The organism is Alkalihalobacillus sp. R86527, assembly GCF_042466185.1.
Classification (GTDB): Bacteria; Bacillota; Bacilli; order Bacillales; family Guptibacillaceae; genus Guptibacillus.
In genome coordinates, this window is the sequence record NZ_JAXHBW010000001.1 from 3,564,576 (window position 1) to 3,584,159 (window position 19,584).

Annotated in this window: 21 protein-coding genes; 2 read left to right on the plus strand and 19 right to left on the minus strand. The window is 40.0% G+C overall.

Features of this window, described 5'->3' with window-relative positions; all coding sequences use genetic code 11:
• Positions 1-64: 64 nt before the first annotated feature.
• The 8 genes from perR to SJY16_RS18680 all read right to left on the minus strand — a co-directional run bounded on the left by perR (position 65) and on the right by SJY16_RS18680 (position 5,999).
• On the minus strand, positions 65-499 hold the full coding sequence (gene perR, locus SJY16_RS18645) for a peroxide-responsive transcriptional repressor PerR (protein ID WP_224885130.1): 435 nt from the start codon (positions 497-499) through the stop codon (positions 65-67).
• Positions 500-607: 108 nt separating this feature from the next.
• Entirely contained in the window at positions 608-1,162 is a 555-nt protein-coding gene (locus tag SJY16_RS18650; RefSeq protein WP_377891517.1) for a cob(I)yrinic acid a,c-diamide adenosyltransferase, read from the minus strand.
• A gap of 2 nt (positions 1,163-1,164) precedes the next feature.
• Entirely contained in the window at positions 1,165-2,115 is a 951-nt protein-coding gene (locus SJY16_RS18655) for a D-2-hydroxyacid dehydrogenase (protein WP_377891519.1), read from the minus strand.
• A 237-nt stretch (positions 2,116-2,352) separates the two neighbouring features.
• Positions 2,353-2,823, minus strand: coding sequence for a thioredoxin-dependent thiol peroxidase (bcp, locus tag SJY16_RS18660; protein WP_377891520.1), 471 nt, complete (start codon positions 2,821-2,823; stop codon positions 2,353-2,355).
• A gap of 54 nt (positions 2,824-2,877) precedes the next feature.
• Entirely contained in the window at positions 2,878-3,312 is a 435-nt protein-coding gene (locus SJY16_RS18665) for an ion channel (RefSeq protein WP_377891521.1), read from the minus strand.
• 96 nt (positions 3,313-3,408) lie between these two features.
• Positions 3,409-4,194 carry an ABC transporter permease gene (locus SJY16_RS18670; protein ID WP_377891523.1) on the minus strand — a complete coding sequence of 262 codons (786 nt, stop codon included), beginning with the start codon at positions 4,192-4,194 and terminating at the stop codon, positions 3,409-3,411.
• A gap of 4 nt (positions 4,195-4,198) precedes the next feature.
• A complete protein-coding gene (locus SJY16_RS18675; protein ID WP_377891524.1) occupies positions 4,199-4,990 on the minus strand; it encodes an ABC transporter permease in 792 nt (263 codons plus the stop codon).
• Positions 4,983-5,999: an ABC transporter ATP-binding protein gene (locus tag SJY16_RS18680; protein ID WP_377891525.1), complete on the minus strand. Its 1,017-nt coding sequence runs from the start codon at positions 5,997-5,999 to the stop codon at positions 4,983-4,985. Before SJY16_RS18680 ends, SJY16_RS18675 begins: the two co-directional genes overlap by 8 nt.
• 132 nt (positions 6,000-6,131) lie before the next feature.
• Between SJY16_RS18680 and SJY16_RS18685 the strand changes: the two genes are divergently transcribed.
• Together SJY16_RS18685 and SJY16_RS18690 are read left to right on the plus strand one after the other, a co-directional pair.
• A complete protein-coding gene (locus SJY16_RS18685) occupies positions 6,132-7,424 on the plus strand; it encodes a glutamate-1-semialdehyde 2,1-aminomutase (RefSeq protein WP_377891526.1) in 1,293 nt (430 codons plus the stop codon).
• A 194-nt stretch (positions 7,425-7,618) separates the two neighbouring features.
• Positions 7,619-8,701 carry an FUSC family protein gene (locus SJY16_RS18690; RefSeq protein ID WP_377891527.1) on the plus strand — a complete coding sequence of 361 codons (1,083 nt, stop codon included), beginning with the start codon at positions 7,619-7,621 and terminating at the stop codon, positions 8,699-8,701.
• Between the two features lie 29 nt (positions 8,702-8,730).
• On the opposite strand, the gene nikC is transcribed toward SJY16_RS18690, so the two are convergent.
• The 11 genes from nikC to SJY16_RS18745 all read right to left on the minus strand — a co-directional run bounded on the left by nikC (position 8,731) and on the right by SJY16_RS18745 (position 19,580).
• Positions 8,731-9,630 carry a nickel transporter permease gene (gene nikC / locus SJY16_RS18695; protein WP_377891528.1) on the minus strand — a complete coding sequence of 300 codons (900 nt, stop codon included), beginning with the start codon at positions 9,628-9,630 and terminating at the stop codon, positions 8,731-8,733.
• Positions 9,631-9,642: 12 nt separating this feature from the next.
• Positions 9,643-10,647: an ABC transporter permease gene (locus tag SJY16_RS18700; RefSeq protein ID WP_377891530.1), complete on the minus strand. Its 1,005-nt coding sequence runs from the start codon at positions 10,645-10,647 to the stop codon at positions 9,643-9,645.
• Between the two features lie 122 nt (positions 10,648-10,769).
• Entirely contained in the window at positions 10,770-12,386 is a 1,617-nt protein-coding gene (locus tag SJY16_RS18705; protein ID WP_377891532.1) for an ABC transporter substrate-binding protein, read from the minus strand.
• A gap of 27 nt (positions 12,387-12,413) precedes the next feature.
• Complete coding sequence (locus SJY16_RS18710) at positions 12,414-13,394, minus strand: ABC transporter ATP-binding protein (protein WP_377891534.1); 981 nt, start codon at positions 13,392-13,394, stop codon at positions 12,414-12,416.
• A gap of 14 nt (positions 13,395-13,408) precedes the next feature.
• Entirely contained in the window at positions 13,409-14,413 is a 1,005-nt protein-coding gene (locus SJY16_RS18715) for an ABC transporter ATP-binding protein (protein ID WP_377891535.1), read from the minus strand.
• Positions 14,414-14,600: 187 nt separating this feature from the next.
• Complete coding sequence (locus SJY16_RS18720) at positions 14,601-16,322, minus strand: ABC transporter ATP-binding protein (protein WP_377891537.1); 1,722 nt, start codon at positions 16,320-16,322, stop codon at positions 14,601-14,603.
• 119 nt (positions 16,323-16,441) lie between these two features.
• A complete protein-coding gene (ntdP, locus tag SJY16_RS18725) occupies positions 16,442-16,969 on the minus strand; it encodes a nucleoside tri-diphosphate phosphatase (protein WP_377891539.1) in 528 nt (175 codons plus the stop codon).
• Between the two features lie 198 nt (positions 16,970-17,167).
• The gene (locus tag SJY16_RS18730) at positions 17,168-17,389 is read right to left on the minus strand and encodes a hypothetical protein (protein WP_377891541.1); all 222 of its coding nucleotides are present in this window, start codon (positions 17,387-17,389) and stop codon (positions 17,168-17,170) included.
• Positions 17,390-17,486: 97 nt separating this feature from the next.
• Entirely contained in the window at positions 17,487-18,161 is a 675-nt protein-coding gene (locus tag SJY16_RS18735; RefSeq protein ID WP_377891542.1) for an SOS response-associated peptidase, read from the minus strand.
• A 126-nt stretch (positions 18,162-18,287) separates the two neighbouring features.
• On the minus strand, positions 18,288-18,521 hold the full coding sequence (locus SJY16_RS18740; RefSeq protein WP_377891543.1) for a gamma-type small acid-soluble spore protein: 234 nt from the start codon (positions 18,519-18,521) through the stop codon (positions 18,288-18,290).
• Between the two features lie 297 nt (positions 18,522-18,818).
• A complete protein-coding gene (locus SJY16_RS18745) occupies positions 18,819-19,580 on the minus strand; it encodes an SDR family NAD(P)-dependent oxidoreductase (RefSeq protein WP_377891544.1) in 762 nt (253 codons plus the stop codon).
• Positions 19,581-19,584 lie beyond the last annotated feature (4 nt).

Below are 19,584 nucleotides of genomic sequence, written 5' to 3' on the forward strand. Positions count from 1 at the left end.
TACCGCTAGCTCCTTGTTTTTTCTTACCAACTAAAAAAGCTCGCCAGTTAAGGCGAGCTTTTTGTTAGTGTTTATTCTTTTGACAATCAGGACATGAGCCGTATATTTCCATCCTGTGGTCGCCAACTTGGAAGCCAGTGACTTGTTCAGCTAGCGTTTCAACTTCATCTAATCCTGGATAATGAAAGTCTACAATTTTACCACAATCATCACAGATAATATGGTAGTGATCAGTTGTTACACAATCGAACCTACTTGAAGAATCACCATAAGTTAGCTCTTTCACGAGTCCAATCTCTTTAAAGACTCTCAAGTTATTATAAACTGTTGCTACACTCATATTAGGAAATTTACCTTCAAGCGACTTATATATTTCATCTGCTGTAGGATGGGCCATAGATTGGATCAAATGTTCCAAAATGGCATGACGTTGAGGGGTTATACGCACGCCCGAGCTTTTCATTGCTTCTATTGCTCCATGCAGTTTTTCTTCAGCCATTCGTCATGCACCTCTCTTCCAACAAGCATTCTTACATTGTAATGTTTATAAATAGTGTACATGGTAGACCCATCTATTGTCAATGATCTACTATGCTCACTAGGATGATCATTTCTTTTCTTCATGCAAAACAGATTCTTTCTCACCCATATGATAATTAATATATCGCGCAGCTACGAATAGAAAATCTGAGAGACGGTTTAAGAATGAAAGAACAAGTGGATTGACGTCTTCTACCATAATTGCATTTCGTTCAGCACGTCGAACAATGGTTCTCGCAACATGAAGACCCGCTCCCGCTGGATGTCCTCCTGGTAAGATAAAGTTTTTCAAAGGCTCCAGTTGTTTCTCCCATACGTCTATTTGAGTTTCCATTTCTACAATATGTGAAGCTTCTACCTTCCAACTAACATTTTTCCCATGAGGAGTAGCAAGCTCTGCCCCGATATGAAACAACCATGTTTGGACTTTATGAAAGATTGCTTCCCAGCTCTCTTTCCCTTCGAACCGAGTGTTAGAGACGTAGCTTAGCGCTAGTCCAATCTGAGAGTTCGCTTCATCACAAGTTCCATAAGCTTCCACTCTAATATCATTTTTGGGCACGCGCTTTCCATATATTAACGACGTTTCACCCTTATCACCTGTTTTTGTATAAATTTTCACCTTTAATACCCCCTATCAGGATTAATAACATTTTGAAAATCATTGGTACCGTTTATATACTCGTTGAAATTCCGTTTAAAAATCTCGATAGCTCTAGGCTGGTAATTCGGAGACACCCCAGAGTGATGAGGAGTTACCGTAACATTAGCCATCTTCCAAAAAGGATGTGATTCTTCAAGGGGTTCTTCTTCAAACACATCAAGCACAGCATGGTGGATTTCTTCATTATTTAGTGCATCAATTAAAGCATGCTCGTCTACAGCATCGCCTCTTCCAATATTAATGAACACAGAGCTTTCTTTCATGGCATGGAAGTGAGGACTTGTAAAGAAGTGAAAAGTATCAGCAGTACTCGGGAGTACGCTTACGATATAATCACACTTAGGAAGCATCTCCATCACATTGTCGTTTGAATAAATGGAATCGAAATAATCTACAGCATGTCCTTTACGATTAACCCCGATCGTCGCCATATTGAAGGTCTTTGCGATGCGAGCAATTTCACACCCAATAGCCCCAGTGCCTATAACGCCAACAGTCGCTCCAGTTATTTCATTTAAAGGCATCCTCTTGTGCCACGTTTTAGAAGCTTCATTTACGAAGAGTTCTTTCGTATTGCGTGCTGTGATAAGCATAGCCCAAAGCGTATATTCTGCCATTTGGATGCTATGAATTCCCCTCGCATTTGTAACGACTATGCCTCTCTCTTTAATTTCTTTAAAAGGTAACATCTCCACGCCAGCAGACAAAACCATAATCCATTTTAGTTGCTTTGCCTTTTGGATATGATTCTCAGTAACGTCTTCGCCATATGTAATTAATACTTCAGCTTCATCTAAATGCTCTTCCGCCACACTCATAGATGGATAAAATTGAAACGACACTTCTGGGTATTTTTGTACTAGGTCACTCTTGATGTTGGACTTAAGTTTTGACGTACAGACAATATTCATAGTTTCACCTCAAGAAATCAGTATTATGACTTAAGTATAGCTGATTTATGGAATCCCTTTAAATGAAAACCCTTCTCTCATCTAAACGAAACAATACACGTCACATTCCCCTATAGAAAAAAAGAAAGCTCTTATCTAAAAAAAAGAGCGCTTATTGCGCTCTCACCTGAAGATATGATCTACTAACACACTATGCGTACTTACTAAATCTGTATAGCCTTTCGCCCTTATAACAGCTTAACCAAGGTTTTCTTTTATATAATTCAGTGCTGTTTCCACATGTTCTTTCACTCTAACTTTGCGCCATTCCTTAACAAGCTCGCCTTCTTTATTAATAACAAAAGTAGAGCGAACAATACCCATATATTCTTTACCGAAATTCTTCTTCAATTGCCATACATCATAAGCTTCCGCTACTTTGTGATCTTCATCAGCAAGGAGGAGGAAAGGCAACTCGTATTTATCAATGAATTTCTTATGTTTCTCTACGGGATCTGGGCTAACACCTAATATAACTGTATCTAGCTCTTCAAACCCTTCGATATGATCACGAAAATCACATGCTTCTGTTGTACAACCCGGAGTCATGTCCTTAGGATAAAAATAAAGCACAACATTCTTTCCTTTGTAGTCTGATAGAGAAACCGTTTCTCCAGTACTTGCTTCAAGTTTAAAATCCGGTGCTTTTTGGCCAATTTCAATACTCATCGTTACGCCTCCTTTTATTACTTCTTAGATAAGCGTACCGAAATACAATGAAACTTACAACTCAGAGCCTTCTTTATAATGGACGATCGTTGTCACAAAGAATGCTGCAGGCATCAAATATCCAATCAAAGCTTCGATAATAGCAATCCAGCGTCCAACACCGATCGGAGTAACGTCCCCATAACCTACTGATAAAAGTGTAACGGCACTAAAATAAAGAACTGATTGAATCCTAGTAATACCTTCCATAGGAATCGTTGCAATATCGATACTGCCTTCTCTAAGAACCGGAATATCCAGGATGACGAGACATAAATAAATACAAGCAAAAGCTGTAATCATCGTAAAATAAACAACGAATAAAAGCACAAGCTTGTAAACTGAAAGCAGGCTCCCCGGTATGCGCGTTCTCTTCATTAGAGAGACCATGCTTCTTCCTATTCCGACCATAGAAATGATTATTGATATGATTATGACTCCGATCAGCATCGAACCACCTCAACTTAATGGTATGAAATAGCTCCTAAGATTAGGACAATCTCATTTAATGACACTAAAAAACCAGAGGGTCTCCCCTCTGGTCGATCAGTTACCTGCACCTCGATATTTAGTTACACCGATATTCCACATAAATATTGCAAATGCAAAGAATGCGAATCCGATAACGGGTGTCAGAAAAGCATACCCATACCATTCTTCACGTCCTAAGAAATAAGCTGAAGGATATACACCCACAAACGCAAATGGAAGGATCCAAGTGAGTATGAAACGAATCACCTTATTATAGATATCAACTGGATACCTACCATAGTTTCCAATGTTGTACATCATTGGCATAATACTTGTTCGACTATCTGACCAAAAGCTTATGCTCGCAAGAAGAACAAAAATACCCGCGTATACGAACGCGCCTCCGATGACCATTACTAGAAAAACAAATGGATCATACCAGGAGAGACTTAAATCCAACCTACTCCCTGCATATACCATGACAGCGATCCCCGTAACCATTCCAAACAGTGATTCTAATTCCATTCGCTCCAGAATGATCTGAAACAAACTATGAACAGGTCTAGTAAGGATTCGATCCATTTCTCCTTTTACAATATACCGTTCATTGAAATCCCAAATATTAAAGAAAGCACCAAAGATGGCAAACGGCACAAGGAAAAAGCCATAAATGAAAATAATTTCATCCTTCGACCACCCGCTGAGCATGTTAGTATGACCAAATACCACGAGGATAAAGATTAAATTCACAGCCTGAAACAATAGATCAGACATAATTTCCATCGCCATATCAACACGATACGTTAGCCTCGTTTTCATATACTGTGACACATATAATAAGAAAATAGTTGTGTGCTTCATATGCTTAGCCCCCCTGTACGACCAGTTGTTTTTTTGCGATGATCCAGAGAGCTTGAATAGGAATAATTAAGATAGCTGCCCATACAACTTGGAAAAGAAGAGCTTCGTAAACGGCAGAACCCGTAAACCCTTCTGTAAATATCATACTTGGGATATAGCTAATTGCCTGAAATGGTAGAAAATCCATAACCTGTTGAGCCCAGCCAGGATAAAAGCTTATCGGTAGCAAAAGACCCGAGAATAGATCGATAACCACACGCTTTGCTCGTATAAGACCATCGTTATTAAAGAAGAAGAATGTCAGTACGCCTGTGAGCAAATTAATCTGTGTATTTACGATAAAACTAAGTATAATGGCTACCATGAAGAACAACCACGTTGAAGCAGCTGCGGAAAACTCAATTGGAAATATCAAGCTAACGATAAACATTCCCGGTATGGAAAAGAAACTTAAACGGAAGATACCTTCTCCCAATCCTTGCATCGTTTTCATCATTAAATAATGGTACGGGCGGATAAACTCTACCGCTACCTTACCTTCTTTAATTTCCTGAGCGATTTCTCTATCAATATTGTTGAAATAAAAGGCTCGAGCCATCCAAGCAACCGCAATGTAAGTTGTCATTTGTATGACAGAAAGACCTTCTATTTCTCCTTTGTTTCCATAGATCGCACTCCACAAGAAATAATAAGCCCCAATATTAATACTATAAATCAATATGCCACTATAATAATTTGTTCGATAAGCAAGCATCATTAGGAAACGAATTCGGATCATCTCAATGTACTTACCCATTGATAATTCCCTCTTCATAGATATTCCGGATGATTTCTTCAGTTGAGATTTCATGAATCTTTATATCCGTAATTCGATGAGCTGCAACAACTCTCCCTATTACCTCAGATATAACGTGCTCTTCATTTACTACGTTTGCAATGTACACATTCGGTCGATCACCTGGAGTCCATTCTGCTTCAAGCTCTTTCAATAATGGGTGAAGCTGTTCACCGTTAACATTCTCGCCAAACTGAAATTCGATCTGTTTTCCTTCTCCCCAATTTGAACGAAGCTTCGCAAGCTTACCATCATAGATGATCTGTCCCTCATCAAGCATGACTACTCGATCGCATAGTGCTTCAATATCAGTTAAGTCATGCGTTGTAAGCAAAATCGTCGTTTTGTATTTTTCATTTATTTCTTTAAGGAAATTTCGAATCTTAAGTTTTACGAGGACGTCAAGTCCAATCGTAGGCTCATCAAGAAACAAAAGCTTCGGGTTATGGAGCAACGCAGCCGCAAGTTCGCATCTCATCCGCTGCCCTAGTGACAATTTTCTAACCGGCTTATCTAGTAGGGGGCCGATGTCGAGCGATTCAATCACGTGATTCATATGTTCGTTATATACATCATCAGGCACATTGTAGACTTTCTTCAATAGACGAAATGACTCCTGAACAGCAATATCCCACCATAGTTGAGAGCGCTGTCCAAACACGACACCGATCGAGCGAACGAATTTCTCCCGTTCTTTATGAGGATCCATTCCATTCACACGAACGGTTCCTGATGTGGGAGTCAAAATCCCAGTTAACATCTTGATGCTCGTAGATTTACCAGCACCATTCTCACCGATATATCCGACCATTTCACCTTCATTGACAGTGAAAGAAATATCTTTAACAGCTGAAATCACCTTGTAGTTTCTTGTAAATAAATCTCGAAAAGCTCCTTTAAGTCCAGAGCGACTCGAGTGTGATTTAAAGTCTTTACGTAAAGACTGTACCTCGATGACTTCTTTTCCCATTTGTCTTCCTCCTTTTTACACACACCAATTCAGTTTACAAGAGCCTCTATGAAGATACAATGTATGAGCTTGTTTCTATCTCTCTATATCATGCTACAATGAAACAGGAATTAGTTTTAGAAGGAGGCAATTATGAATATTACAAAATCAGAACAACATCATAAAGAATCACTCGATATCATGTTAGGTGGGGTTAATAGCCCTTCACGATCTTATAAAGGAGTAGGCGGAGGCACGCCAATCTTTATGGAGAAAGCACGGGGGCCATATTTCTGGGATGTTGATGGAAATAAGTACATAGATTATTTAGCAGCATACGGACCAATCATTACTGGCCACGCTCACCCTCATATCACCCAAGCCATTACACATGCAGCTGAGAACGGTGTACTATACGGTACTCCTACCGTACTTGAAAACCGATTTGGGAAGATGCTACAAGATGCCATGCCATCACTTGAACGAGTACGGTTCGTCAATTCTGGTACAGAAGCTGTTATGACAACGATTCGAGTAGCAAGAGCGTATACAGCTCGCAACAAAATAGTGAAATTTGCTGGCTGTTACCATGGTCATTCTGATCTCGTTCTTGTAGCTGCTGGTTCTGGTCCTGCTACTCTAGGTAGCCCAGATTCTGCCGGTGTACCTAAGAGTATCGCAAAAGAAGTAATCACTGTTCCTTTCAATGACATCGAAGCTTATAAAGAGGCAATGGACAAATGGGGAGATGAGGTTGCTGGTGTTCTTGTTGAACCGATCGTAGGTAACTTCGGAATCGTGGAACCAAAAGAAGGTTTCCTTGAAGAAGTTAATAAGATTACTCATGAACACGGCGCTTTAGTGATCTACGATGAAGTGATTACGGCATTCCGCTTCATGTATGGTGGCGCTCAAAACATGATTGGGGTGGAACCTGATATGACAGCTCTAGGTAAAATCATCGGTGGTGGTTTACCGATCGGAGCATACGGTGGTAAGCGAGAAATCATGGAAAGTGTCGCACCGCTTGGACCAGCTTATCAAGCAGGTACGATGGCAGGAAATCCTGCTTCAATCTCTGCTGGGATAGCATGTCTAGAAGTACTTCAAGAAGAAGGCGTATATGATCATCTCGATCAGCTTGGAGCAAGGCTTGAGAATGGAATACACAAGTTGGCAAAAGAGAACGGCATCCCGATTACAATCAACCGTTTAAAAGGTGCCCTAACTGTCTACTTTACAGAAGAAGAAGTTGTAAACTATGAGCATGCAGAAAATACGGACGGGGAGAAATTTTCCACGTTCTTCAAACTTATGCTTAACGAAGGAATCAACCTGGCACCTTCTAAATATGAAGCGTGGTTCCTCACAACAGAACACACCATCCAGGATATTGACGACACGCTTAAAGCCGTTCAAAATGTATTCAAACAAATGGCTGAATAACCCTCTTTACACATGAATAGTTTTAGAAAGACAGAATAAGCGTAAGGTTTATTCTGTCTTTCTTTTAGTAAAAATAGGGCTTGCTATCTTTGTCATTCCATTGTATAACTAGTACATTCTCTAATGTTTAAAAGTGGTAATACAGGATAATCTCTATAATAAATAAAAGCTTTTCATGAAAGGATCTATTAAAAATGAAGTTTGGTGCCCGGATTTTTAAAACAGGGCTTGCGATTACAATCGCTCTTTATATAGCTACTTGGCTTGAACTTGACCCACCCTCCTTTGCGGGAGTTGCAGCGCTATTTGCCATTCAACCGTCTATCTATCGTTCTTATCAATCAATAATCGAACAGTTTCAGGCGAATATTATCGGCGCTGTCCTTGCAGTGATTCTAGTACTGATATTCGGTAATCAGCCTATCGTCATAGGCCTTGGAGCAATCTTTCTCATTGCAATCAACATTAAACTCAAGATCGAAAGCACGATTCCACTTGCGATCGTAACGTTGATCTTGATAATGAATGCACCGCAGGAAGAGTTTATCTCCTTTGCATCCAACCGCTTCCTTGTCATTATGGTTGGGGTAACCAGTTCATTTTTCGTTAACTTAATATTCCTTCCTCCAAAATACGAAACAAAGTTATTCCATAAAATCGTCCGCAACACGGAATACATTTCTCAATGGGTTAGACTCGCCACGAGAAATGACGCTGAACATAAGGTGTTGAAAGAGAATTTAATTAAATTAAAAGAGGATACAGTGAAAAGCGATCAATACTTCTTACTGTTTAAAGAGGAACGAACGTATTTTAAGAAAAGAGATTACGTGAAAGCACGTAAGTTGGTTCTCTTTCGACAAATGATCGCGACAACTGAAAAGTCCCTTGCCATCTTAAAAATACTAGACCAGCTTGATGTAAAAATATTAATCATGCCAGATGAAGTAAGAAAGCTCATTCAAACTCACTTAGATCAGCTAACAAACTACCATGAACGGATACACTTGAAATACATTGGTAAGGTTAGACATCAATCACCAGAAGAAATGTTGAACAGCGTAGATTCTGGAGAGTCATCTTTAACAGAAATGTACGTGGACTTATATGAAAGCGGAGAATGTAATCGGGATTTATGGATGACGATCTTCCCATTAATCGGAATGATCATCGATTATCATGATCACCTCGAACATTTAGATCTCCTCGTAGATAGCTTCCATTCCTATCATCAGGAAGATAATGCAGTCGACATCCAAGAGTTACACGCAAAATAACAAAAAAATCAGCCCAGCGGCTGATTTTTTTATTTCTTCATTTTTGGATCAAGTGCATCCCTTAGCCCATCACCTAACAAGTTGAAACCTAAAACAGTTAGCATGATCGCAAGTCCAGGGAAAAACACGGTCCATGGTGCTTGAATAATATATTGTCTAGAGTCAGCGAGCATTTTCCCCCACTCTGGCTGAGGTGCTTGAGCCCCGAGACCCAAGAAACTAAGCGCCGCTGCTTCTAGAATTGCTGTAGCGATCGCAAGCGTTCCTTGCACAATAATAGGCGCTAAAGAGTTTGGAAGAACATGAGAAAAGATAATTCGCGTATCCCTCATCCCTACAGCTCTTGCCGCCATCACATATTCTTCTTGTTTCACACTCAAAACCCTCGATCGCACCAACCGTCCAAAGTTCGGAATGTTGATAATCGCGATCGCGATTAGCGCATTACGAAGAGATGGTCCAAGCACTGCTACCACAGCGATTGCTAGTAGGATACTAGGGAACGCTAGCATAATATCGAAAATACGTGAAATGATTGTATCTACCAATCGCCCATAATAGCCAGCGATCATTCCGAGTAGACTTCCAATTGCAGCAGAACCTAGTACAGCAAAGAATCCTACCCATAGCGAGATTCTTGCTCCATAAATAATTCTAGATAAGATGTCTCTACCAAAATCATCTGTTCCGAACCAGTGACTAGCTGACGGCGATTGTAATCGCTCGGATAATTTTTGATCATTAATTCCTTCCGGAGCAATAACTCCGGCAAAAATGGCAAGAAGAATGAAGAAGAGAACAATGCCCATGCCGACCATTGCCAGCTTATTTCTCCTGAACCCTTTCCAGGCTTCGCGCCATGGTGAGATTACTTCTTCGTCTGGTTGTTTTGATACATTTGTTTGCTTCTGCGGAGCAATATCAGCCATCTTGAAGCCCCCTTAGTTGTATTTGATTCGAGGATCAATTGCAGCATAGAGCAGATCGACAATTAAGTTAATAAATACGAAAATGACAGCGACGATCAAGATACCTGATTGAATAACAGGATAATCTCTAAAGTTAATCGCATCGTAAATATATCTTCCTATTCCTGGCCAACCAAAGATTGTTTCCGTCAGTATCGCGCCTCCAAGTAGAAGACCCATCTGTAAACCAATAACTGTTAGTACGGGAATAAATGCATTTTTCAATGAATGCTTGTAAACCACCCAGAACATTCTTGTTCCTTTTGCACGTGCAGTACGAACAAAATCAGAACGCATCACTTCAAGCATACTTGAACGCGTCATACGTGCAATGATTGCCATCGGAATTGTTCCAAGTGCAATTCCAGGTAAAACCAAATGTTTTACTACTTCAACGAATTGATCCATACGTCCTTGAATGAGCGTATCGATGAGATACAAATGTGTAATCGCATCTACTGGATTCCTTACATTCTCACGACCTGTAGATGGGAGCCATCCTAATTCAAGAGAAAATGCCCACTGCTCCATAAGTCCAAGCCAAAACACTGGCATCGAAACACCTACTAGAGCAAATACCATTGCCGTATAGTCAAACCAAGAGTTCTGGAACCATGCACTGATAATCCCAGCATTCACTCCTATGAAGATTGCAATGACTATAGCTACAAGTGACAACTCTAGTGTCGCAGCGAGATATGGCCATATTTCACCACTAATATCTGAGCTTGTCCGTAAAGATGTTCCAAGATCACCTGTAAACAAGCCTTTAATGTAATCAACATACTGTATATACCATGGCTGATCGAGCCCTAATCGTTTGGTCAAACTCTTAATCGCTTCCTCTGTTGCCTGTTGACCAAGTATAACTTGAGCTGGGTCACCAGGAATCGCTCTTATCATAAAAAACACGATCAAGGTCATTCCAAATAGAACAGGTATAAGCATTAACAGCCGTCTAATTGTATATGCAAGCATATACTCACCTCTTCTTCCTTATGTACGATTCATGATTGTATGTTCACAACTGATTTTCGTAGTAAAAATTCCACTAATCGAATAGTAAGGGGGAGTGCAACACTCCCCCTGTTTTTCACTTATTAATCTTCAAGAGTAACTTTAGTCAACGTATCAGAGCCAGTAGGATGTGGGGAGAAGCCCTTCACTCGCTCAGAACCACCAAGTGCTGGTTTAGAGTGCACGAGAGGAATCCAAGGAGCATCTTCATGGATGATTTCCTGAGCTTCTTTGTAAAGCTCGTTACGCTTTTCTTCATCAGGTGTAGATTGAGCTTCAATTAAGATGTCGTGTACCTCATCATTTGAATAGTAAGAGTAGTTATTGCTTCCGATATTGTCTTTATCAAGAAGAACATAAAGGAAGTTGTCAGCATCACCATTATCACCAGTCCAACCTAGTAGGAAGCTATCTGCTTCACCATTACGAGCTTTTTCTAGATAAGTTGCCCACTCGTAAGATTTGATTTCAGCATTTACACCAATTTCAGCAAAGCTCTTCTGAATAACTTCAGCTACTTTTTGACCATCTGGCATATAAGGACGAGGTACCGGCATTGCCCATAGCTCCATATCGAATCCATCTTCATATCCAGCTTCTTTTAGAAGTGCTTTCGCTTTCTCAAGATCATACTCATATGGTTCGATGTCATCGTTATACCCGCCGATTACAGACGGCATTGGATTTTTCGCTGGTTCTGCTTGGCCAGCATAGAAAGCATCGATAATTGACTGCTTATCAACTGCATGGTTTAACGCTTGACGTACCTTCTTGTTATTAAGAGGTTCGCGGTTAGACGTTAGTCCAAGGTACCCAACATTCATAGAAGGACGGAAGAATGTTTGAAGGTTAGCATCGTCTTCAACTTGTTGCACATCAGAAGGATTTAACCCATCCATCAAATCGATTTCTCCAGCCATTAATGCATTCAATCTAGCAGAGTTATCAGGAATCGCTCTGAAAATAACACGCTCAAGTTTTGGATAGCCATCCATCCAGTAATCTTCGTTTTTCGTTACTACAATTTTGTCATTACGACTCCACTGATCGAATACGAAAGGACCAGTACCTACAGGGTTTTCACCAAACTTATCGCCATGCTTTTCAATCGCATCAGGACTTGCAATCGCAAATGGAGACATTGCAAGGTTCTTCAAGAAAGGAGCTTGAGGTCTTTTCAGTTTAATTTCAACTGTGTAATCATCTTTTGCAGTTACACTCTCGATTACGTGACCTTCATCACCTTTAAATCCACCAAACATAGATTTATAGTAATAAAATGATTCCTCACTACCATTCATCCAACGTTCGAAGTTAAACACAACAGAGTCAGCATTGAAATCTGTACCATCGTGGAATTTCACGCCTTCACGAAGCATAAATGTATACGTTTTACCGTCTTCAGAAACTTCCCATTTCTCTGCAAGACCTGGATTAATTTCTGTATCCTGCTCACCATAAGTTAGCAACGTGTCAAAAATATTCTTCGTTACTTTGAAAGACTCACCATCAGTAACAGCTGCTGGGTCTAGTGCAACTGAGTCACCCCCACGTCCGAAGATTAGCGTGTTTCCATCAGCAGATCCACCATCGGAGTCTCCCCCTTCATCTCCGTTGCTTTCATTTGAACCGCCACAACCGGCTAGTCCTATTGAAAGCAACATGACAAAAATCAATGATAAAATGTACTTTTTCTTCATCGTTTTCCCCCTAAAACTTAATTTTATTTATACCTGGTCTTCTTCATATAAATGGCACGCAGTATAATGTCCCTGTTCAACTTCCCTAAATTCGGGAACGACTGAACTACACATATCCATTGCTTTCGGACATCGTGTATGGAATGGACATCCTGAAGGCGGTTTCGCTGGGCTTGGAACATCGCCACTTAAAATAACGCGATCCTTTCCATATTCAGGGTCAGGTACTGGCACCGCCGAAAGAAGAGCCTGAGTATACGGATGTTTTGGTTCTAAATAGAGCTTTTCACTATCGGCCATTTCAACAACCCGGCCTAAGTACATAACTCCAACCCTGTCACTGATGTGACGAACAACACCAAGGTCATGGGCTATAAATAAATATGTTAGACCAAGCTCTTTCTGTAAATCTTCAAGTAGATTTAAGACTTGAGCTTGAATAGACACATCAAGAGCCGATACTGGTTCATCCGCGATAATTAGTTTGGGATTAACGGCAAGTGCGCGCGCTATTCCAATACGCTGCCTCTGTCCTCCACTAAATTGATGCGGATACCTTCTCGCATGATAGGGACTAAGCCCTACTATGTCTAACAATTCTTTCACGCGTTTTTTTCGTTCAGATTTATTACCGAGTCCGTGAACAATGAGTGGTTCTTCAATTATCTTCTCAACAGTGTGACGAGGATTAAGTGAAGCGAACGGATCCTGGAAAACCATCTGAATATCTTTTCGTAACTGTCGCATCTTACTCTTATTTAAAGCTAGGATATTCTCCCCATTAAAAAGGACTTCTCCTTCGCTTGGTTCAAGAAGCCTCATGAGCATTCTTCCAGTTGTCGATTTCCCACAACCACTTTCTCCAACAAGTCCAAACGTTTCTCCCTTATGTAGCTTGAACGATACACCGTCAACGGCTTTTACTGTACCTACCTGCTGTTTAAGCACGCCACCTTCTATGGGGAAATGCTTCTTAAGCTGTTTTACTTCGAGCAATGCTTCCTGCAAATTAGGTGCCCCCCTTAGCTTTCTACTCTCTCTAATAAGGCTGCTTTTTCTTTATCTTCATGCAGCCAACATCTTGCCAACTGTCCATCACCTGCATCCAACAATTCCGGTGTTTCCTCGAAACATTTGTCAAAAGCAAACTTACAACGAGGGGCAAAGTGACATCCGGTTTTGATTGAACCTGGTTTTGGTACGTTGCCCGGAATCGAATACAGTCTTTCCTTTCTAGACCGAACGTCAGGGACAGATTCAATGAGACCAATCGTATATGGATGTTTTGGAGATTCAAAAATCTCTTTCGTCGTACCTTGTTCGACGATTTTCCCAGAATACATAACTACGATGCGATCACACATTTCTGCAACCACGCCCAGGTCGTGCGTAATCATGATGATGGATGTATTCGTTTCGTTATTGAGCTTTTTCATCAATTCAAGAATCTGTGCCTGAATGGTTACATCAAGTGCTGTTGTTGGTTCATCAGCAATAAGGACGTCAGGTTCGCAAGCCATCGCCATCGCGATCATAACCCTTTGCCTCATACCACCCGATAGCTGATGGGGATATTCATTCATAAGTTCTTCAGCTCTTGGTAAACCAACTAGCTTCAGAAACTTAATCGCATGAGCCCAAGATTCCTTTTTGTTCCACTTCTTATGTATGCGGATTCCTTCAACGAGCTGATTACCAATTTTAAAAACGGGATTCAGTGATGTCATCGGCTCTTGAAAGATCATGCCAATTTCATTCCCTCGAATTTTCCTCATTTGCTTCTCAGATTTTAATAGGAGATTCTCGCCCTTATAGGAAATCTCACCACCTACTACTTTTCCCGGTGCTGAAATGAGCTGCATGATGGATAAGGAAGTAACGCTTTTTCCTGATCCAGACTCTCCTACAATACCTAGCACTTCGCCTTTGTTTACATGAAAGTCAACAGAATCGACAGCTGGAATTTCACCATCATCGGTAAAAAAGTGAGTTTCTAACCCGCTGACATTTAACACTGGTTGTTCCACTCTCTCACCCCTTTCACCTAATTCAGAATTTTTTAATTAAACTAAAATCTGTTTATAATTATTACATTAATTCGAATACTTGGCAATGAGAGATAAAAAATTTTCTGTCATCTTTTGACGCTTTTACGCAAATATGTGCAATAAAACACAAAAAAGCACCCAATCTGGGTGCTTTTTTGTGTTGAAACTACAAGTTTTGTACTTGGAATAGCTGATGATATGAGCCTTTCCTTTCCATTAACTCACTATGTTTTCCAATTTCTGAGATCTGTCCATTCTCTACAACAACGATACGATCAGCATGCGTAATTGTAGCTAATCGGTGTGCAACGATGAAAGTCGTTCGATCTTTTGCAAGATCTCCTAATGCTTCTTGAATAAGGTGCTCACTTTCCAAGTCAAGTGCTGATGTTGCTTCATCAAGAATAAGGATAGGTGGGTTCTTCAAGAAAACTCTTGCAATTGCTACCCTTTGTTTCTGTCCTCCAGAAAGCTTAACGCCCCGTTCACCAACAGGTGTATCATAGCCTTGAGGAAGAGAATTAATAAATTCATGAGCATTTGCTGCTTTAGCCGCAGCAATCACTTCTTCTTCTGTAGCATCAGGATTACCCATCTTAATGTTCATACGAACGGATTCGCTAAATAAGATGTTGTCCTGGAGTACCATACCGATGTTATTTCTAAGACTTCTGGCATGATAGTCACGAATATCAGTGCCATCGATCTCTATTTTACCGCCAGTCACGTCGTAGAAACGTGGGATTAAGCTTACGAGAGAAGATTTCCCTCCCCCACTCATTCCAACTAGGGCAATCGTTTCACCAGCTTTAACGTGAAGATCGATTCCTTTTAACACCGGAAGATCCTCGTCATTATATTTGAAGAAGACATTACTAAAGTTCACATCGCCTCGAACATTTTCTAACACACGTGCATTTTCACGATCTACGATATCGTATTTCTCATCAACGAACTCAAACACTCGATCCATTGAAGCGATGGACTGGGTAAGTGTTGTAGAAGAGTTGACCAATCTCCTTAGAGGGTTATATAACCGATCCATATAGGTTACAAATGCAACCATCTCACCAATCTTGAGGTCCCCAGAAATAACGAGATACGCTGAAAATGCAATAACAATCAGTGGCGCCACATCTGTTATCGTATTAACAGTTGCAAACGTTTTGGCATTCCATTTCGTATGATCAATTGCACGAGTAAGGAAATTTTTATTTCTTTTATCAAACTGTTCTTGTTCATAATCTTCAAGAGCAAAGCTTCTAATTACCGGCATTCCCTGTACGCGCTCATGAAGGTGACCCTGAACTTCAGCAAGAGCCTGAGACCTGTTTTTCGTTAAGTCGCGTAATCGTTTATAAAAGTATTTAACCGCAAATCCATAGAACGGTAAAAGAATAATTGCTGCAAGCGTTAACCATACGTTCATAAATGACAAAATCACAATAATGATAACGATTGTGATCATATCGAGCCAGACATTCATCAATCCAGTAATCACGAACGTTTTTGTTTGCTCAACGTCATGAATCACTCTGGAAATAATTTCTCCAGCTTTATTGTTTGAATAAAACTTTAAACTGAGCTGCTGAATATGAGCAAAAAGTTTATCTCGAATATCGTACAGGATTTTACTTCCGATCCATTGTGCAAAATACTGCCTAAAATACTCAACGGGTGGTCTTACGACTACAAATAGGAAGAACGCTCCTCCCATTAACCAGAGTAACTGTTCATATTTCTCTCCGCTTGTCATTCCATCGGCGTTAATAATATCATCGATGACATACTTAAGAATTAGCGGAAGTAATAGTGGAATTCCAAATTTAAATATCCCTATACCGATCGTTATCCCAATCTGCTTTCGGTACGGTTTGACAAATCGCATATACCTTTTAATACTACCCAGATGACATCACCCTTTGTTTCATTACCTCTTGCACTGTTGTGCCAACAGGTTCATTTCTATCATGCAAAAACCTGTTGAAAATGATTCAACAGGTTTTCTTACCTATATTGTAAAAATTGTTCATACCATTGATCTACAAACCCTGGTGCGAATGGACCTTTTCTTTGATGAATCCAATTCATCAACTCTTTTACGTTTTCTTTCACGACATGGTCGATCGCATCTGGATAATTCATTTCGTTCTTATGAGCTTCATACTCATCCTCATCCAAAAGTTTATAAGTCATATCGGGATATATTTTTATATCGAGATCGTAATCAATATATTTTAATGCTTCCTCATCGTATGTAAACGGTGTACCGAGGTTGCAATAATAATAAATTCCGTCGGTTCTTAGCATTCCGATAACATTGAACCAGTGATTTGCACTAAAATAACATATGGCTGGCTCACGAGTTCTCCACTGCCTACCATCTGATTCAGTGACGAGAATACGATCGTTTCCCCCAATGATTTCTTTTGATGTCCCTTTAAGTACAATGCTTTCTTCCCATGTTCTGTGTAACGTTCCACGGTGTTTATAACTTTGAATTTGAATTCTCGTTCCGGTCGTTGGGAAACTCATCTCCTTCTCCTTTCTAAGAAATTCCGGAAAACGATGAATGCCTTTCATAAGGCAGACTCACAGCATCCTTCTTTCCTTCCGATCACTACATAGATTTTCATGCTTCTTTTCTTGTCAATTCCCTTCTATTATAACGCTTAACTTCCGAAAGTTAAAACAAAAGCGCCATTCAGAAGAATGGCACTCCACCTATTGCCCTTAAACTGACGTCTTTTCAAACGTTGAAATGACTTCGGTGATTAAGTTGTTAAAGTCTTCTTCCATCCTAACGAGTTCTTGTTTCCTGTTCATTAGCGCGCCAGACTCTTCTACACTAAGCGAATGGAACGTTTCTTCAAAGTCGTTTATTTCATTTCTTTTATGAATCATTTTGTCGGCAAGTTCAAGCTGCAATTGAATAAGTTCATCGAATCGATTCATTCAATTTCTCCTTCCCATTCATACTATCTAAAACAAAGAATTCAATAGGAAAAAGAAATCTCCTTTCTCAATATCTGTTGAGAAATAAGAAGTTTTGTCAAATCTCTTCTATCGGAACGATACAAGATGGGTCCTCATTCTTTGGCGAATTAACAAGCTTTGAAACTTCGTAAGCATTCATTTGATCAGCAGGATATGGCTGCATGATGTTTTTTAGTATGTTGAAATCTTCTAGCGATGGATCAAGCCAGTCATGTTCCATATCTTTAGGTAAGATGACCGGCATACGGTTATGTATGTCTTTCATCATTTCGTTTGCCTCTGTGGTCAAAATCGTACACGTATAGATTGGTTGGTCACCGTCTTTCCACTGTTCCCATAACCCAGCCATCGCAAACGGTTCACCATTATTAACTTGGATTCTCATGGGGGTTTTTCTATCTTTATCTTTTTTCCATTCGTAGAACCCATCAGAGAGGATGACACATCTGCGTTTTTTTAATGCATGTTTAAAACTAGCCTTTTCCTCTGCTGTTTCACTGCGAGCATTGATCAGTTTATTCGAAATAGATGCATCTTTTGCCCAAAACGGTATTAATCCCCACCTCAGCGTTCCTAACCGATTTTCATGATTTGCTCGAATTATAGTAGGAACTTGCTGCGAAGGGGCGATATTATAGCGTGCAGAATATTGATCAATCGTTACTTGATCGATTTGAAATCTTTCGATCAAGGCATCAAGCTCTGCAGTTAATGAAAAACGTCCACACATTACGATCTCCTCCCATCATGAGAATTTCTTCGTCATCTACTTATATTCCTTTATTGTTTTTTCATTATATTAATATAACGAAACCAGAAAACGAGGCTGACTTAGTCAGCCCCGTTAGGGAAGTAATTATTGTTGCTGGTTTGGTTTTTGAGCAGGCTTAGCTTGACGAGCTTTTGCTTGCTGCTGAGCTTGTTGTTGTTGTGCTTGCTGTTGCGCTTGCTGAGCTCCCATTTCTTGACCAAATTCAGCACCGTATTGTTGCTGATTAGCTTTACCAGCAGAACCTTTACTCTGTTGGTTTTGCTGTTTCACTTGTTGAATGTTTGTACCAGCTTGTGTTTGACCTGGTTTCTTTTCCATGGCTTATCACCTCCCACAAACAATAGAATATCCAGATATAAATAAGTTATGTATGTAATTATATAAATTTTTTAGTATAGTTTTCTGATGTTTCCACTCTCTTTATTGATTTCACAACCATCGTAGCTCCAACCTAACGATAGAAAAGATGTTCATCGATGAAAGATAAACGAGAAATGACTGAACTATCCATGATACCTAAAGGGGGATTGGGAAAGGAGGGTTATCATTTTTAGGTAATGAGAAGCTTTAAGATACAAAAAAACTTCCTGTACCACTTACAGGAAGTTTTTTTCTCTAGAAGTTAGATTTAGACTGGCCTCCATCTACATTTAATGTAGCTCCAGAAATCCAGGAAGCTCTTTCAGACGCTAGAAAAACGACAGCATCAGCGACTTCTTCTGGTCTACCAAACCTTCCGCCTGGGATTTCATTTTCAATAAAGGCATTAATTTTCTCTGGGTTTTCATCCAACCTCTTTTGCCAGTTTCCTGTTGGATGAAGGATAGCTCCTGGAGCAACACCATTCACACGTACACCTGATTGAATGACCTCATCAGCCATCGCCTTTGTGAAACTGATCATTGCTGCTTTGGCGTTATTATAGGTTGGCTTACCTCCTGACTCTCTACCAAATATAGAAGAGATATTAACGATTGAGCCAGAGCCTTTTTCCTGCATTTCTTTTGCTGCAAGCTGACTTAAATGAACTGCTGAATAAAAGTTAAGCTCCATAGCTTTTTGGAATTGTGAAACTTCCGTTTCCATTATCGTGGTGCCACTACTTCCCCCTGCATTGTTCACAAGAATATCGATTGAACCAAACTCTAATAAGAAGGAATCGATAAGCTGTACGCGTTTTCTTTCATCCGTTATATCTGCTTCGAATATTGCAATGTTATTATCTAATGAAGCTTTTGTTTCCTCAAGCTCTTCACGACTTCTGGCACAAATTCCGACATTAGCACCTTCATTATAAAAAGCAGATGCAATAGCCTTTCCTATCCCTTTTGATCCTCCGGTAACCAAAACATTACGATCTTTCAAATTTAATTCCATTCAT

Bases quoted from the DNA above. Each gene is read 5' to 3' on its own strand.
- perR (WP_224885130.1), bottom strand. From the start codon at position 499: ATGGCTGAAGAAAAACTGCATGGAGCAATAGAAGCAATGAAAAGCTCG.
- SJY16_RS18655 (WP_377891519.1), bottom strand. From the start codon at position 2,115: ATGAATATTGTCTGTACGTCAAAACTTAAGTCCAACATCAAGAGTGAC.
- bcp (WP_377891520.1), bottom strand. From the start codon at position 2,823: ATGAGTATTGAAATTGGCCAAAAAGCACCGGATTTTAAACTTGAAGCA.
- SJY16_RS18665 (WP_377891521.1), bottom strand. From the start codon at position 3,312: ATGCTGATCGGAGTCATAATCATATCAATAATCATTTCTATGGTCGGA.
- SJY16_RS18670 (WP_377891523.1), bottom strand. From the start codon at position 4,194: ATGAAGCACACAACTATTTTCTTATTATATGTGTCACAGTATATGAAA.
- SJY16_RS18675 (WP_377891524.1), bottom strand. From the start codon at position 4,990: ATGGGTAAGTACATTGAGATGATCCGAATTCGTTTCCTAATGATGCTT.
- SJY16_RS18680 (WP_377891525.1), bottom strand. From the start codon at position 5,999: ATGGGAAAAGAAGTCATCGAGGTACAGTCTTTACGTAAAGACTTTAAA.
- SJY16_RS18685 (WP_377891526.1), top strand. From the start codon at position 6,132: ATGAATATTACAAAATCAGAACAACATCATAAAGAATCACTCGATATC.
- SJY16_RS18690 (WP_377891527.1), top strand. From the start codon at position 7,619: ATGAAGTTTGGTGCCCGGATTTTTAAAACAGGGCTTGCGATTACAATC.
- nikC (WP_377891528.1), bottom strand. From the start codon at position 9,630: ATGGCTGATATTGCTCCGCAGAAGCAAACAAATGTATCAAAACAACCA.
- SJY16_RS18700 (WP_377891530.1), bottom strand. From the start codon at position 10,647: ATGCTTGCATATACAATTAGACGGCTGTTAATGCTTATACCTGTTCTA.
- SJY16_RS18705 (WP_377891532.1), bottom strand. From the start codon at position 12,386: ATGAAGAAAAAGTACATTTTATCATTGATTTTTGTCATGTTGCTTTCA.
- SJY16_RS18720 (WP_377891537.1), bottom strand. From the start codon at position 16,322: ATGCGATTTGTCAAACCGTACCGAAAGCAGATTGGGATAACGATCGGT.
- ntdP (WP_377891539.1), bottom strand. From the start codon at position 16,969: ATGAGTTTCCCAACGACCGGAACGAGAATTCAAATTCAAAGTTATAAA.
- SJY16_RS18730 (WP_377891541.1), bottom strand. From the start codon at position 17,389: ATGAATCGATTCGATGAACTTATTCAATTGCAGCTTGAACTTGCCGAC.
- SJY16_RS18735 (WP_377891542.1), bottom strand. From the start codon at position 18,161: ATGTGTGGACGTTTTTCATTAACTGCAGAGCTTGATGCCTTGATCGAA.
- SJY16_RS18740 (WP_377891543.1), bottom strand. From the start codon at position 18,521: ATGGAAAAGAAACCAGGTCAAACACAAGCTGGTACAAACATTCAACAA.
- SJY16_RS18745 (WP_377891544.1), bottom strand. From the start codon at position 19,580: ATGGAATTAAATTTGAAAGATCGTAATGTTTTGGTTACCGGAGGATCA.